Below are 16,073 nucleotides of genomic sequence, written 5' to 3' on the forward strand. Positions count from 1 at the left end.
GTCACTTTGACGATTCTATCCGTCTATCTCTGCAGGCTATCCGGCTCTTCCCCTTTGCTATCGGCCTCTCTGCCATTTCGATCTCCTTGATTCAGCAAAATCACACCGCCTATTATGAGGGCGATCCCAAGCGCAGAATAGAGGTTAAACAAATCGTTCCAAATAACAATGCCTACAATCACCGTCAAGGCGGTGCCGACACCTGACCAGATGGCATAGGCTAAGCTTAATGGCAGGGTTTTCAAGCAAAGGGATAGGCTGTAGAATGATATTCCATAGCCAAGCGCCACAGCTACAGATGGTCCTGGAACTGTAAAGCCGTCCGATAGCTTCAGCATAGTTGTCGCAAAAACCTCACTAATAATCGATAGTGTTAAAAATAAATAGCCTTTCATCGCGTTAGCCTCCTAATGACCACCCGCAAGATTGAGCACCACGACACCTACAATAATACAAAGTATCCCTAGTACCTTCTTACGATTGAATAGTTCCTTATATAGCACAACCCCTACAATGGCTGTTAGTGCTGTGCCTAACCCTGCCCATATGGCATAGGCGGTGCCAATGGGTATAGTTTTTAAGGTTAAGGCTAAGCAATAAAAGGCCGTTCCATAGCCGGCCACCACACCGATAGATGGCCAAATACGGGAGAAGCCTTCGGTGCGCTTGAGCATGGAGCTAGCAAAAACTTCTGCTACAATGGCGATGAATAACAAACTGAAAACCTTCATTTTTTAAAAACCCTTTCTTGCTGCTATGTTTAGATGACGAAAATTAATCTTCATCCTCAACATACTCTAATATATCTCCTGGCTGGCAGCCCAAAGCCTTACAGATGGCATTTAAGGTAGAGAAACGTACGGCTCTTACCTTGCCTGTTTTTAAATTTGAAAGATTGACGATCGACACATCAACCTTCTCCGCAAGCTCACTTAGCTGCATTTTACGATCCGCTAGCATCCGGTCTAAGCGAATAATTATAGTCATATTTTCACTTCCTAAGCTGTTGCATCATATTCATCTTGGAGAAAAGCACCGTAACGGAAAATACGCGCAATGGTCCAAATCACCAAGCCACAAAGTAATAGTGTCCAATTAATGCCTGTGAAATGATAGCTGATCGCTGTAATAAAATCCGTCTTTACCAATAGTGATTCAAGCTTAAATGGTTGCATCATTAGATAGACGATATATGTACGGAATGCACTCACAGTTAAGCTCAAGACTATCACACAATACGCAATTCTTTCTATTTTTTTACTATTATCTTGTGAAAATATGATCCCTTTTGATAAATTATTTAAAATATTCCTTACTTGAACAACCATCAAAAATAAAATAGTTATGTATATTGTAGCAGTTAATACCAATTTCACGACATCTATTTTCGAGTAGTGCATATCTTGAACTGTCTGCTCGGACAACAGCATTTCCACCCCCTCAAAATGAAAGGAAGCTGTCACACTTGCCTTGGCTAACCAACCATTCACATCATTTTCTGACACCATCATTGCGCCAACCAATATAACTGCCATTAACGCCATGCCCAAAATCATGAGAACCATGATGATTGTAAAAATCGTACGAAGCCCCTTTGTCAACAATTGAAATTCTTTACTTTGAATCGTTTTCTCCATTGTCAGCATCCCCTTCCCTCTATTTTATTATACAGCTTCATTTATCTTTATCAATAATAAATTAACGTTTATCATTAAATTATTTATGATAAAAACAAAACCCTCTAGCCTATTAATGCTCGAGGGTCCTGATTGTTTATTTCAACAAGCCGGCATTCAGTAGATACTCTCTTGCCACTTCTGCTGCTAGCTTTCCTTTGACATTCACTTGATAATTCATTTCTCGCATTTCATCATCTGATATTTGATCAGCCAGTTTATTTAAAGATGTTTCAATTTCTGGATACTTGATTAGTGTTTCTTGCCGTAATAATGGAGCTCCTTGATAAGGGGGGAACAGTGCTTGATCATCCTCTAAGACATGGAGCTTATATTGACGAATTTCACTATCCGTTGAATAAGCATCGAGTAGATTAATATCTCCCGATTCAATTGCTTGATAGCGTAGCTTAGGCTCCATAGTTGCAATAGATGGAAACGCAATATCATAGCGTTTTTGAATCCCAACATAGCCATCTTCACGATCATTAAACTCTAATGTAAACCCTGCTTTAACAGCCTGCTCTATCGATTTAAGGTCCGAAATAGTTTGTAGCTGATACGTTTTAGCCAAATCCTCCGATACTGCTAATGCATACGTATTGTTATAATTCATTGGGCTAAGCATAACCATATCAAATTGCTTTAGCATCCCATCTTGCGCCTGCTGATAGACATCGGCCTCGCTGTTATTAATTGCTTCCTGCTTTAAAAACTCTGAGATGGCTGTGCCTGTAAATTCTGGATATACATCAATACTGCCAGACTTTAACGCATTAAATACAAATGAAGTTTTTCCAAGTCCTGGCTTTAATTGCACCGTTAAGTCTGTATCCTGTTCAATTAATAACTTATACATATTGATGAGAATTTCAGGCTCCGCTCCAAGTTTTCCAGCGATGACAATTTCATCTTGGTCTTTGTTGTTGAGAAGCGGAATGCAGATCAACATCAAAGCCGCAATACTAACGATACTTACAGTTGTTACTGTTTTTCTGAATGATAGCGATTCAAGCTTTTTCAGTAAAACATCGAAGATCAATGCTAATATCGCAGCAGGCACAGCTCCTAAAATAATGAGTGCGGTATTATTACGATCAATGCCTAGTAAAATAATATCCCCTAAGCCACCTGCTCCAATTAAAGCAGCTAATGTGGCTGTTCCCACAATTAATACCATCGCTGTTCGAATACCAGCCATGATGACAGGCAAAGCAAGGGGCAATTCAACTTTCATTAAACGCTTAGGGGTGTTCATGCCCATTGCCAAAGCTGCCTCCTTCAATGAAGGGTCCACTTCCTTAATGCCTGTATAAGTATTTCGGAGAATCGGTAACAGTGCATAGACCACTAAGGCAATGATGGCAGGAACTTTCCCAATCCCGAATAATGGAATTAATAACCCAAGTAACGCTAGAGATGGAATCGTTTGTAGCACTGCACTAATCCCAATAATAGTTTCAGCTATTTTCTTTTTATTGGTTAAATAGATACCTAGAGGAATGGCAATAATGATAGCAAAAAATAGCGCTATGAAGGAGATTTGTATATGTTCGAGTAAGGCTGACAGAAGCTGTCCCTTTCGTTCCTGAAACATTGCTACAAAATTAGTCATGGGCTCGACCTCTTTCCTGGAAATCCTTTGCTACATATTGCAGTATAGTTGTTCGAGTCACCATACCAATCATCTCCCCATCTTCTTCCACGCCAAGAACGTTATGCTCTGTCAGTTTTTCAAGAATAGTTGTGATCGGCTCATTGATAGTAATAGTATCTCCTAGCTCACTAACACTTACGATTGGTTGCATAACCGTCCGAATATCGAACCTATTGTGAATTGAATTTACCCCTATAAATTGTTGGACAAAATCATTCACTGGATGTTCTACAATGTCCTGAGGTGTTCCAACTTGAACAATTTCTCCATCTTTCATGACACATAGTCGATCACCTAGCTTCAACGCCTCCTGCATATCATGCGAGACAAAGACGATGGTTTTTTGAATCTTACGCTGCATGTCCAGTAGATCATCCTGTAACTTCGTACGACTAATGGGATCCAAGGCACTGAAAGGTTCATCCATCAAAATAATTTCTGGATCAGCCGCCAATGCCCGAAGAACGCCCACTCTTTGCTGCTCCCCTCCAGATAACTCCTTTGGCTTGCGCTGACGATACTTTTCAGGCTCAAGCCCTACCAACTCCAAAAGCTCATCTACTCGCTTTTGAATGTTTGTTTTACTCCATTTTTTTAATTCTGGAACAATCGCAATATTCTCTTCAATGGTCATATGCGGAAAAAGAGCAATTTGTTGTAACACATAGCCAATACTCCACCGTAACTCGTGAATATTATAATCACTAACTCTTTTTCCATTTATCCAAATAGTTCCTTCTGTTAATGGAATTAATCGGTTAATCATCTTCAATAAAGTAGTTTTTCCACATCCACTTGGGCCGATAATAACGAAGAATTCCCCTTTTTTAATCTCCACATTGAGGGCTTTGACAGCCACATGGTCGTTACTATACATTTTTGAGACATTATCAAATGTTATCATCTGCCAGCTCCTTATAATTCGCTAATGACATAGTAAATTCATATTCGTCTATATAATTCACAAATAATAGCCCTTCCAAACATCTGTATAAAAGCTAGTTGGTTCACCTCACCTCCAACTTCTCAGCAATTGGTCACAATGATCATTTGAAATTTATCATAGCATTTTATTCCCAATTGCACATAACTCTACCAATCTACTAAATTGACTGTTAATTCCTCCGTATGAGAAGATAAAAAAAACGGCAATTGGGAGGTAGTGAACTATGAATAATGTCTTTCAATTTATACCTATTAGCAAACTGGCTGATAAGTTTCCCGAAAACTCTTGGTGGGCAAGCCATTACACGGAATTTAGTGAGAATGACCTTGTTGCGTACTATGAGGGAGATTTGAAGCTTCCTTTTCTTGATTTGGATTGGGACATTCCTTTCCCACAGCAAGACAATGTGATCATTATTTTTATTGATGGTCATTTGACGGTAGATCATCTATACAATGCAGAGACGGATGGTGCAATAGGACTGATGGTGATGGGCAATTTGACAGCTAAAAATATAGCTGTAGGTGGTCAGGAAATCTATGTTCACGGACATCTAACAGTAGAGGGTATTTTGTGTGGCTCCTATAATCATGGGGAAACGATTGTCAATGGTCATCTTCAGGCAAGCGTATTAGTTCAAGATGATGAGTATCGCTTCAACGTCCATGGACAGAAGTCACTGCCCTGTATCGTCAACGTTTGGCACGGAGATGGCGTTTTTCAGGAACTCCCTATCCGTATACAAGATGTGTTAATTGACGAGGTTTTTTATGATAGGGATGACGATGAAGAAGAGATTGAATTTTCATTCGTCACATTGGTGAGTATCCTTAAAGAAGGACGCTCCGCACTGACTAATTTACAGGAAATCCCCCACGTCAAGAAGGCAACTCATGTATATTTTACGGACAATCATATCGATGTGGAAAATATACTAAAGCTAACGAAGTGTGTTTTGATGACTGGAGACAAGCCTTATTTTGACCTTGAGGAACAAGGTGTACATTTCACTGTTCAGCGAGCCCATATCGATGAGGACGGAGACAAGACGAATGATAGCATTTATATGAAAACCTCCCAGTATCATTATTTTATTTGGCTCAATGAAGATCAAACCGTCTCCCTCTTGAGAAAATCATTAGATGAAGGAGATGAGTGGTGGGACATGACGGATTTACCTCAGGAGCAATTAGTAGATATTCAGGATCACTGGATTATGTTATTAACTTGTGTAAATGTTGCTACCCTTTATGTGCCTAAAATCGAGGTCCAATATGTAGAACGAATTTTACAACTTCCAGAAATTCAAGGGCTTGACGAGGATGAAGATGGTTTCTGGGACGGTTCTAAATATTATAGTTTTCGTCAGGCCTACACGGATGAAGATGGTGATTTTATTCATGCTCGTATTGAAATTAAGACGCCTGATGAAGCGTATTATTTTTATTCATTAGAAAATCCATCCTATGTTTCTCGACACTACCAACCGCCTAACCATTTTGGTCGCCAAGAAATAGCTTTTTTAAATACTAGACGCTGGGAGGCTTCCGAACAATATTTTGAGAGATGTAAACAATTTATGTCTCAAAATTTTAAGATAGACATTTTAGCGGAATGACATGGAACTATTTAATGTTCGCAACGTTCTATTAATGATACAAGCTATTTATATATACAGTTCTTTATTTCTCTTTCACTCTTTGTCATAATAAGAGATAGCTAATCTTTTAATAGAAGGGAGGGAGATGTGGTCACTACCAACATCAAGCCTACCATGAAATACGTAGTTAATTTTTTAAAAGGACTTATGATTGCTGTCGTTGTTATTTGTATTTCATTTTTTATGGTGACTCAGTTGTTTAATACGACAGAAAAAGAAGAGCCTGTCGTCATTGATGATCGCCCGAGTGCGGAAGAATTTATTGGCAAAATCGCTGAAACTGCACGAAATCTTGGAGCCAATAATGACTTATATGCATCCGTGATGATTGCACAAGCTATTCTAGAAAGCGAGAGCGGACAAAGTGGCCTTGGCTCTGCCCCCAACTATAATCTGTTTGGCATGAAAGGCAGCTATCAGAATAATTCCGTAAAACTCGAAACGTCAGAGGATGATGGATCAGGTAATTTGTCGACCATTATGGCTGATTTCCGCAAATACCCTTCCTATGAGGCTTCTATGCAGGACTATGTAAAGCTAATGCGCAATGGTGTTTCGTGGAACAAGGAATTTTATGCAGGTGTTTTCAGAAGTAACACCAAATCCTATTCAGATGCGACAAAGTTTTTAACAGGCTCCTATGCCACTGATTCAAAATATAACGAAAAATTAAATTCACTTATCGCACAATACGACCTACAACAATATGACAGCCCCGTAAAGAATAAGAAAACGATAACGGTCACGGATGGTGACTCTATAGGAGATATCGCCGAGGTCTATAATGTCAACGTGACTTCTATTAAACAGTGGAATCAGTTGCGGTCAGATCGACTTGAGGCTGGTATGCAATTAAATATTTATCACTATTAGTCGAAAATCTCCATGCTCAGAAATTGTGCATGGAGATTTTTTCTGCGAAACCATTCTTTTTTTCAAACGTCCTTATGTAAAAATGAGGCAAGGAAAGGATAGGAATATAGTGACTCGTACACAACTGCTCAGCCTGATCATCATCAATCTAGTACTATTGCCAATCATTCAGCTTAGCTATAATTTATTATTTATGACTCAAATAGCTGAAAGTTTGTTTCAAATATTCCTGTTCCCACTATTCATTATTATTTTGAACCTGTTCCTTTGTTGCTGGCGACTAAAAATATCATTTTATATCCATTGGATCTTTATTTATGTAGGACAAGGTACGGCATTAGCTTGTTATTTCGTGTGGCATTATAGTCAGTTAACGCCCTTCCCACATATGCCTCTCGGTGAAGCAGCCTTTGATTTATACATGGTCACTTTTTTAATTGGATTATGGCAGCTGGTCGCATTATTTATAATCAATATTTGTACGTTTGTCGTTTACTTATTTTGGCAAACCATCCGAAATAATGACCATAAAAAAAAGCTTTATAGGATTTGACCTCATAAAGCCAGACAATAAATATGGACTGAATTGATTAGCCAGCGGATGACGGTTTCTATTTTAAACGCACGCGTATTTAAGGCCTCTGTATGATTCTTTACTGGAAGCGCGATTTTTTCCGTACATTGACCCAAAATTCCTCTCGACAATATTTTAAAATTCTGCTTGTTTATCCTTCAGCTCTTGAGCATCCTTCTGAAGTGTATGAACCTCTGTCTCTAGTCGTGGCCTCATCCTTTATCACATGAACATCTGTCTTTAACTCTTGCGTGTCAATTTCAATTTTATCAAGCCGGACGGAACGTAATAATTGTTGTTAATCTTGCCCCAACTGTTGCTTTGAAAGAAAATTTGAGCAAAAATACCTCGAAAACCCTTATTTTATGTTAAATGAGAAGTATCCCTTTTGAAAAAAGATTGATCAAAACGGATTCTTCCTCTGTGAAGTATTGTTTAATTTTTATAAAAAAGTATGAGCATTTTCTGTGATCTAATCTTCAACAAATACCTACCCCTTTTCCTCTCTTAAAATGTGGTATCGGTTTAGTAGCCTTTTGAAATTTTGAAAATGATGATTTATGAAATTGATTCAGTTAATTTTAAACATAATAAAAAAGCACTCTCTCAAGAATGCTTTATAAATCGGAATATATTGTGGTATGTTAACCTTTATATCTATCTCAGAATATTGCTGATACCGGTTGATATAAACTTTCTTTAATTCGCTTGATTTTTAGGATGATTTTTACGATGAAGCTCAGTAAGATCTTTTATATAATATAATGAATAGTCATCGTTAATATCCACTTCAAAAAAGTAATAATTTTTAGTTTCTATATCTTTAACTTCTATTTCAAACAAACCCATTCCTCTCAAGTAATCGATTTCTTCAGATTTTAAATTTTCTCTAGCAATGCCATAGTTAGTTTCAATATAGTTTTCCACATAGTTGTATACGATAGCGTTTCGAGATTTAGAATTAAAATAATTGTAATTAACAAACATAACTACTATACAAAATAATAAATTAAAGATAATTATTTTTTTTTTCATTTCCCTCTCCTTCCGCCCTATTAAGTATCAAGATTGTAACAATTTGTCAAACTATAAAAATTCGATTTTAGTGTCTTTACCTACCAATTTAACAATAAAGAAATTTTACAATTATACAATTAGTTATTAATTATTAATTAAAAAACTTACCATTGTTATAATTCCAGAGTGAGCGTCATAGTTTATATCACGTACATAACTATTAGAACCTAATGTTTGAACTCTTAACAGTGCACCTGAGGAAGCAGAATAGATATATCCAAGTCCAGGTGTCCAGTGATAATCATAATCATATTTTGCATTAGGTTCCCATTTAGAAAACCATTTATCAAACTTTACTGCAACCGGTCTATTATCATCTATTTGAGTCTTATATGAATAAAAATTATTAAAACTACTTGATGAAGCTGAATATCCTCTTGCAATCGCTTCATTTTCTAGACCTGAACGCACACCATTTACACTCATACCATAGGAAGTGCCACCGCGATTAGCATACATGCTATTAATAAATGCTCCTTTAGTTGAATAACCACTGTTAAAAACTTGTAATTTTGATTTACTTTTTGAATCATGCCAGTATTGTAGAATAACTGCTATAGTAGTTGGACCACATGCAGAATTTCGGTAAATTGATTTAACATCTGTATCATATTGAGAAAATGTAGGAGATGATAATAATTTCGAACCGTATCCATCACCCATAGTAACGCTAGTATTCATCAATTGAATGTTTAAATCTTCTTTAATTTCATATGTCGAGAGATCTTCATCTTTCGATTTAATATAATCTATAATTTGATTTGTATCATCAGCACTAACTATACTATAACCACCAAAATAGTAGTAATTTTCATCCCCTAATTCAAAGACATCTGGAATACCTTCTCCACCTAAAAGAACGGTTGAATTTTCTTGTGTATTGGAAATAATAGCAAAATATTCTTGACCACTTAAACTTTAAAAGCTTTAAACATGCTATCTAAACGGTATCAAAATGACAAGAGTGAAAGAAAAGGGATTTCTGTTAAGAGTAAAACGGTGCAAGGTATAACTTTATTTGAAACGGAACATCTCTTTTATAAACGGTACGACTTTATTTTAAATCAGCCCCAACTACTCCCCTTCTGTCCTTTAAGTTTAGTAGTGCTGCTACATTGAAATCAAAAAGAGAAGCCTATCGTTTTGGCTTCTCCGGAAATAAAGAACCTACTTCTGTTAGGGTTGTGGCTAAATCACTGCGATAGAGTGCATGCTGTTTATCTAAGCTATTAATGGTCACTTCATTACCGCCAAGTGAAGAATGGACATATAGATTATCGCCCATATATAAAGCGATATGGCCTGGAAAATAGAGCAAATCACCTTTTTGTCTATCCTCTTTTTCTATTTTCACAATAGGAAAACTCTCTACCATTTTAGCATCCCGAAAAATAGTAACCCCATTTAACATATAGGCCATTGAACATAAACCGGAGCAATCAATGCCTAATGGTGATTTGCCACCCCAGCGATAAGGTGTAGCTAAATAGCTTAGCGCTGTTTGGACCACGTTTTCTCGAAAGGAATGCTCGGATATTTGAGTTTGAGATGGCTTTTCCTGCAGCCATTTTGTGCGAACATAGCCTATTTTTCCCGACACTAATTGTACAGCAGACCACTCTTCCGGTACGTCCTCTTGCGTAACAGCGCCTATACTAGAACCTTTCACAAGAGTCATCAGCTTTGTACTTTGGATTCGAGGCTGCTGTAAAACATCTGCAAAGCTTTGAATAATGATAGGCTGTGCTTCGCTGTGCCATTTAGCAGCCGTTTCTTCATCCAGTAGCAAATCAGCCTTCTGACAATATCCTTTATAACGATAAGCAGTTTGGACATAAACCCAATCCTTGTGACAGTCTGTCAGAATATCTACTGTCATGCCATAAAGGACCTCATCTATTAATTCAGAAGTTTCATCAGGCTTGGCATGCAAATTGGCAATCATGGCTGTTACGATAGACTTCATTGCGGTTCCTCCTTCTGCTTCATCATATGGTCATAAACAACCTTTGAAAGGCGACCAATCAGTTGGCGAGCCAGATCATTATCCGTTACATTTGTTATGAAAATACCAATCAGATAATCAACCGAGCTACCGTAGACAATTCCTACATCATGATTGACTGTGTCCAGCCCACCTGTTTTATGGGCCAGTTTTACATCATCAACGAGATAACGCTTTAAGCCTTCATGTACGCGCTGTCTACTTAAAATGTCGATGACCAGCTCATTGTAAGGTGATGCTAGTAAATCCTGTTGATATATTTTTGTAAAAAGATGGGCCATGTCCCGTGCAGACGTAAAGTTGTCGATCCCCGTTGCAAGTCGCTCGACATCCATCATTTTTCGCTGTAGCACCGTTTCCTGTAAGCCTATTTGACGGAAATAATCATTAAAAAAATCCATTCCCACTACATCCATTAGGACATTTGTTGCTGTATTGTCACTCGTTATAATCATCCATACTAGTAGCTCGTATACTGTGCTTTGCGTCAGACGTTGCTCACTTATTACACTAAAATCTACCCAATCTGCAGGAGTGATTGTTAAGGATGAATGAAGGGATATATTGTGTTTCTCGGTATACGCTAAAACAGCTAGAAGAATCGGTACTTTTATAATACTAGCGCTAGAAAATGACTCCTCTAGTTGATGACTAAATAGGAATTGCTCGGTTTTTGGATTTTTAACAAAGAGATGCACCTTATAGGGAGTTTTTTGGATGAAATCTTGAATTTGATTTTCCATTAGACACCTACCTAACAACACGAATTCGGTGATTGTCTGCATCCATTGTAATGGTTCTTCCTAAAGGCAGTGACATCGTTGGTAAACAATGTCCACACGTGATCCCTGAAATAATAGGTTTGTTAAAAGGGACTAGAATTTCATCAAAGATCGTTTGTAGCGATAAACTTTGCTCGGGCTTTTGTGGATTTTCAGGTCCACAATTTGTCCATGCTCCCAATAAGATACCTGCTAAATCATCTAATTTCCCCGCCAGTTTTAATTGCGTTAACATCCGGTCAACTCGTTGCTCACTTTCATCAATATCTTCTAAAAATAGGATCTTTCCTTTTGTATCAATTTCATAGGGTGTACCAAGTGATGCAGTTACTAATGTTAAATTGCCCCCAATAAGTGTACCTGTAGCACTACCGGCTACGAGCTTGGACATTGGTTGATCTACAGGATTTTCTAAGTTATACTCCTCTACCCCTACCGCCATTATTTGCTGGCAGAAGGATTGCCATGTGTAATCGTCCATCTCCTGCCTAATAAATTCAGTCGATGGCATTGGTGTATGGTACGTAACAAAGCCACTAAGCTGGTTGAAGGCTATATGTAGAGCAGTCACATCACTATAGCCTACAAAGACTTTAGGATTCGCCTTAATTACCTCAAAATCTAAAAGCGGTAAAATTTTAGTAGCCCCATAGCCGCCGCGAACACAAAAAATACCGTCAATCGTTGGATCTTGAAACATTCGATGAACATCCGCTGCCCGCTGATCATCAGTACCTGCTAAATAACCATGTCGCGCGTGACACGTCTCTCCTACAACCACCTTCAACCCAAGCTTTTCAATACTGGCTATAGCTGGCTGTAATCTATCGGGTGGAGTAGCACCTGAAGCACTTATTAGACCAATTGTGTCACCTTTTTTCAATGCTTTTGGACAAATCATTCATTTACCTCCCGTTTCAATGAAGTACGATAAACCGTTAGCTCTTCTTCATTAGCTAAAATAAAATGGCCATCCTCAATTTCCACAAATGACGGAGGACTGTCCGCATAACGATGTTGTGTTGGATCATATATCTCTACAACTTTCTCTCGCTCCTTATAAGGATTTGGCTCCGGTACAGCTGATAACAATGCTCTCGTATACGGATGAAGCGGATGGGTAAAAAGCTGTTCTGTTGCAGCTAGCTCGACAATTTTCCCTTGATAAATGACGGCTGTCCGATCCGTGATAAAACGGACAACGGATAGATCATGAGCAATAAATAAAAAGGTTAAATGATTTTGTCGTTGAAGATTAGCTAATAAATTCAACACCTGTGCCCGAATGGATACGTCCAAGGCGGAAATTGGCTCATCAGCAATAATAAATTCTGGTTCCATCACTAAAGCACGAGCAATGCCTATACGCTGGCGTTGACCACCCGAAAACTCATGAGGAAATCGATTCGAAAATTCCGGAAGTAGACCAACATTTATTAATGCCCTGCGTACCTTTTCTTGCCGCTCTGCTTCATCTTTATATTTTTTGGAAGGGTATAGTCCTTCCGCCACTATATAATCAACCTTGGCACGTTCATTGAGCGACGCCATCGGGTCCTGAAAAATCATTTGGATTTTCTGCGTAATTTCCCTATCCCAATCTTTTGGAATTTTCCCATGAATAGTTTTGCCATGATACAAAATTTGTCCTTCGGTGACCTCGTTGATGCGCATAATAGACCGACCAATCGTTGTTTTTCCTGACCCCGATTCACCTACTAAACCAAATGTTTCGCCTTTAAAAATATGAAAACTGACATCATCGATGGCCGTAAACTTATGCTTCCCCTTACCAAAATTGACGGTTAAATTTTTCACTTCTAGTACTATTTCTTTTTCACTCACTAGCATACTGCCTCCCCTCTGCAAAAAAGGCTTGTAAAGCAGCAGGAGGTTCTACCTTTGGAGCAAGCGGATCTAATAACCATGTTCGTGCATAATGCGTGTCACTAACCTGAAAAAAAGGTGGGCGCTCAATAAAATCGATTTTCAGCGCATATTGGTTGCGCGGCGCAAAGGCATCCCCCTTTAATTCCTGAAAAAGATTGGGCGGCGTCCCTTTGATCGAATACAATGCTTCTCCCTTAGAGCCGAGCTGCGGCAGGGAGGAAATAAGGGCCCATGTATATGGATGCTTACTATTAAAGAAAATTTCATGAGTTTTCCCGACCTCAATTACATCCCCCGCGTACATGACCGCAATACGGTCAGCCACCTTGGCGACCACACCTAAATCATGCGTAATATAGACGATCGTTAAGCCATACTTAAGTTGAAGATTTTTTAATAGCTGTAAAATTTGTGCCTGTATCGTTACATCTAAAGCGGTTGTTGGTTCATCACATATTAAAATATTTGGCTTACAGGCTATCGCAATCGCAATGACAATACGTTGGCGCATACCTCCTGAAAATTCATGAGGATATTGCTTATAGCGTTTTTTCACATCAAGGATTCCCACATCTGAAAGTAGTTTTAAGGTTTCTTCATAAGCCTCCTTCCCCTTTAAGCCTTGATGTAACACCACACATTCCTCAATTTGCTTACCAATCGTTTTAAGTGGATTTAAAGATGTCATCGGGTCCTGCGTCACCATAGCTATTTCCTTCCCTCGTATATGGAGCCATTCTTGCTCTGTCGTAAATTGTCCTAGATCCTGTGCCTGGTAAATGATTCTGCCCTGCTTAATGCTGCCATTTTTATCGAGTAAGCCCATAATCGACTTCATGAGCACGGATTTGCCCGAACCTGATTCACCCACAATCGCTAGACTTTCCCCTTTATATAAATCAAGTGAAATATCTCGAATTGCGGTTAAAACACGACCACGTAATGTGAATTGGATAATTAGATTTTGAATAACTAATAGGCGTGATTTTTTAGTTGTCACTGATTCCATCTCCTTATACATGGTTTTTCGGATCTGCTGCATCAGCAAAGGAATTACCAATTATATAAAATGCAATAGTAATAACACTTAACACTATACTCGGGAAAATTAGCTGATATCGTAAGTCTGGCGACATCATGAGCACACGCCCTTCATTAATTAAATTACCTAAGGACGGTTCACTAATTGGCAGCCCTAAGCCAATATACGTTAAAAACACCTCTGCCCCTATAGCAAAGGGAATAGCTAGACTCATACGTAACATAATGACAGAAATTAAATAGGGTAATAGATTTTTTACAATAATACGGTAATCAGATGTCCCTAAACATTTAGAGGCTAGGTTGTATTCACGGTCCCGCAAAATAACAATTTGATTGCGAATAAATCTAGCCATTTCCACCCATCCCGTTATACACATGGCGATAATAATCGTTGATATACTTGGTCGCAAAATATAAGACATTAAAATGAGTACAATGGTTGTTGGAATATTATCAACAACGTTATACAGCTGTGTAATAGGCACCTCTAGCTTTCGCGAAAAGCCCCATAGTGTACCAACTGTAATCCCAACCACAGCTTCTACTAGGGCAACTACACAGCCAATAAATAAGGATGTCCTTGTCCCCGCCCAAATTCGTGACCATAAATCCTGCCCAATTGAGTTTGTACCAAACCAAAATTCAGCATTGGGGGTAATATTACGTGCCTGCATCCCCGTTTGCTCATCTAGATAAATTTCCGTTGGTGATTTTTGTGCTGGTAAGTACGGCTGAAGGATCGTAAAGCCCACAATAATAAGCACGCCTACTAATAAAAAAACAGCTAGTCGATTTTTCAAAAAGGATTGCCATGTGGAACGCCAATATGAGTAATTAGAATGACCGGTTTCTTCTGCTTGTCGCGCATCAACTTCCGCAAATTCAAACAATGTTTCCCGTGATTTATTAGAAATATTATGAATTTCATTCGAATACATGCCCATTAACGTACTCCCCCTCCCTTGCCCAGTTTAATCCGAGGATCGACAAGTGCCATGGCAATATCCCCTAAAATAAGTCCGATAATACCAAGGGAGGAGAACACCAGCACTAAGCCTTGAACAATCGTATTATCCTGTCGTTGAATCGCATCAACGAGTAAGCCCCCCATCCCTGGAATGGAATACAAAGATTCGATATAAATGGAGCCAGTAATGGTAAACAAAATGGTTGCAGGTAAATATTGCGCCATTGGGATAAAGGCATTTCGCAAAACGTGCTTGAACATTAATGTTCGTTCCTTTACTCCTTTAGCCCTCGCTAGTTTAATATAGTCCTTGTTCAATTCATCCACCATATAACGCCTCATCCACATAGCGTAGGAGGCTGTAGGAGCCAACGCCATAGAAGTTAGTGGGAGAATCCATGTAATCGGTCTATACTCATCAAAGAGCATCGGTAATTGAAAGAGATCTGTAATATACATTTGAATCACTAAATAATAAACGGCTGCAGGTACAGCAACGACAAAAACAATATAGCCTGTCCCAAGTCGATCGAGCCAACGCCCCTTACGATAGGCCATCATAATACCTAGCGGCACACCAATTAGGAGTGACAGGACAACGGCCCCTAACCCAAAGAGTAGTGAATACATAATTTTGTCCGCAATAATCGTTGTAACAGGTACATCTGTACGATAGGTCACCGATTTCCCGAGATCCCCTTGTAATAATTTCGTGTAAAAGTTTCCTAGCTGAATAAGCAATGGATCTCGTAATCCTAAATTCGTTAAATAAATTTCTTGCTGAGCAGGTGACATTTTATCGGCTGCCGCCCCTAAATATCCTTCCTCTGGCATTAATCGTAATAACGAAAAAACAATTGTAATAATAATAAAAAGGGTTAACACAGATTGTAAGAGTCGTTTTCCTATATATTGCAACATC

At 38.6% G+C, this 16,073-nt stretch carries 18 protein-coding genes; 3 read left to right on the top strand and 15 right to left on the bottom strand.

Annotation, left to right across the window (positions count from 1 at the left end; translation table 11 throughout):
• Window positions 1-23 precede the first annotated feature (23 nt).
• The 6 genes from AC07YC_RS06745 to AC07YC_RS06770 form a co-directional block, all read right to left on the bottom strand.
• Complete coding sequence (locus AC07YC_RS06745) at window positions 24-395, bottom strand: DMT family transporter (protein ID WP_336636005.1); 372 nt, start codon at window positions 393-395, stop codon at window positions 24-26.
• 12 nt (window positions 396-407) lie between these two features.
• Entirely contained in the window at window positions 408-731 is a 324-nt protein-coding gene (locus AC07YC_RS06750; RefSeq protein ID WP_494918843.1) for a DMT family transporter, read from the bottom strand.
• Window positions 732-774: 43 nt separating this feature from the next.
• Window positions 775-987: a helix-turn-helix domain-containing protein gene (locus AC07YC_RS06755; protein WP_008175687.1), complete on the bottom strand. Its 213-nt coding sequence runs from the start codon at window positions 985-987 to the stop codon at window positions 775-777.
• A gap of 11 nt (window positions 988-998) precedes the next feature.
• Window positions 999-1,637 (bottom strand): DUF2975 domain-containing protein, encoded by a 639-nt coding sequence (locus AC07YC_RS06760; RefSeq protein ID WP_494918844.1) that lies wholly within the window; start codon window positions 1,635-1,637, stop codon window positions 999-1,001.
• A gap of 136 nt (window positions 1,638-1,773) precedes the next feature.
• Window positions 1,774-3,291, bottom strand: coding sequence for an ABC transporter permease/substrate-binding protein (locus AC07YC_RS06765; RefSeq protein WP_494918845.1), 1,518 nt, complete (start codon window positions 3,289-3,291; stop codon window positions 1,774-1,776).
• The gene (locus tag AC07YC_RS06770; RefSeq protein WP_494918846.1) at window positions 3,284-4,237 is read right to left on the bottom strand and encodes an ABC transporter ATP-binding protein; all 954 of its coding nucleotides are present in this window, start codon (window positions 4,235-4,237) and stop codon (window positions 3,284-3,286) included. The genes AC07YC_RS06765 and AC07YC_RS06770 overlap by 8 nt, the downstream gene beginning before the upstream one ends.
• A gap of 265 nt (window positions 4,238-4,502) precedes the next feature.
• Between AC07YC_RS06770 and AC07YC_RS06775 the strand changes: the two genes are divergently transcribed.
• The 3 genes from AC07YC_RS06775 (at window position 4,503) to AC07YC_RS06785 (ending at window position 7,365) form a co-directional block, all read left to right on the top strand.
• Window positions 4,503-5,897 (top strand): hypothetical protein, encoded by a 1,395-nt coding sequence (locus AC07YC_RS06775; RefSeq protein ID WP_494918848.1) that lies wholly within the window; start codon window positions 4,503-4,505, stop codon window positions 5,895-5,897.
• A 156-nt stretch (window positions 5,898-6,053) separates the two neighbouring features.
• A complete protein-coding gene (locus AC07YC_RS06780) occupies window positions 6,054-6,812 on the top strand; it encodes a glucosaminidase domain-containing protein (protein WP_494918849.1) in 759 nt (252 codons plus the stop codon).
• 109 nt (window positions 6,813-6,921) lie between these two features.
• Window positions 6,922-7,365, top strand: coding sequence for a hypothetical protein (locus AC07YC_RS06785; RefSeq protein ID WP_336636011.1), 444 nt, complete (start codon window positions 6,922-6,924; stop codon window positions 7,363-7,365).
• 720 nt (window positions 7,366-8,085) lie between these two features.
• Here AC07YC_RS06785 and AC07YC_RS06790 read toward each other — a convergent pair.
• The 9 genes from AC07YC_RS06790 to AC07YC_RS06830 all read right to left on the bottom strand — a co-directional run bounded on the left by AC07YC_RS06790 (window position 8,086) and on the right by AC07YC_RS06830 (window position 16,072).
• Window positions 8,086-8,421, bottom strand: a complete 336-nt coding sequence (locus AC07YC_RS06790; protein ID WP_494918850.1) for a histidine kinase — start codon at window positions 8,419-8,421, stop codon at window positions 8,086-8,088.
• 126 nt (window positions 8,422-8,547) lie between these two features.
• Window positions 8,548-9,144, bottom strand: a complete 597-nt coding sequence (locus AC07YC_RS06795; protein WP_494918851.1) for a C39 family peptidase — start codon at window positions 9,142-9,144, stop codon at window positions 8,548-8,550.
• Between the two features lie 454 nt (window positions 9,145-9,598).
• A complete protein-coding gene (locus AC07YC_RS06800) occupies window positions 9,599-10,429 on the bottom strand; it encodes a C40 family peptidase (RefSeq protein ID WP_494918852.1) in 831 nt (276 codons plus the stop codon).
• Complete coding sequence (locus AC07YC_RS06805) at window positions 10,426-11,211, bottom strand: serine hydrolase (RefSeq protein WP_494918853.1); 786 nt, start codon at window positions 11,209-11,211, stop codon at window positions 10,426-10,428. Before AC07YC_RS06805 ends, AC07YC_RS06800 begins: the two co-directional genes overlap by 4 nt.
• 7 nt (window positions 11,212-11,218) lie before the next feature.
• Complete coding sequence (locus AC07YC_RS06810; RefSeq protein WP_494918854.1) at window positions 11,219-12,151, bottom strand: S66 peptidase family protein; 933 nt, start codon at window positions 12,149-12,151, stop codon at window positions 11,219-11,221.
• Window positions 12,148-13,101 (bottom strand): ATP-binding cassette domain-containing protein, encoded by a 954-nt coding sequence (locus AC07YC_RS06815; RefSeq protein ID WP_254636052.1) that lies wholly within the window; start codon window positions 13,099-13,101, stop codon window positions 12,148-12,150. The genes AC07YC_RS06810 and AC07YC_RS06815 overlap by 4 nt, the downstream gene beginning before the upstream one ends.
• Window positions 13,088-14,161, bottom strand: a complete 1,074-nt coding sequence (locus tag AC07YC_RS06820) for an ABC transporter ATP-binding protein (protein WP_494918954.1) — start codon at window positions 14,159-14,161, stop codon at window positions 13,088-13,090. The genes AC07YC_RS06815 and AC07YC_RS06820 overlap by 14 nt, the downstream gene beginning before the upstream one ends.
• Window positions 14,154-15,128 (bottom strand): ABC transporter permease, encoded by a 975-nt coding sequence (locus tag AC07YC_RS06825; RefSeq protein ID WP_494918855.1) that lies wholly within the window; start codon window positions 15,126-15,128, stop codon window positions 14,154-14,156. Before AC07YC_RS06825 ends, AC07YC_RS06820 begins: the two co-directional genes overlap by 8 nt.
• The gene (locus AC07YC_RS06830; protein ID WP_036125095.1) at window positions 15,128-16,072 is read right to left on the bottom strand and encodes an ABC transporter permease; all 945 of its coding nucleotides are present in this window, start codon (window positions 16,070-16,072) and stop codon (window positions 15,128-15,130) included. The genes AC07YC_RS06825 and AC07YC_RS06830 overlap by 1 nt, the downstream gene beginning before the upstream one ends.
• Between the last annotated feature and the right edge of the window lies 1 nt (window position 16,073).

Source organism: Lysinibacillus sp. GW247-5R2A, assembly GCF_059424475.1.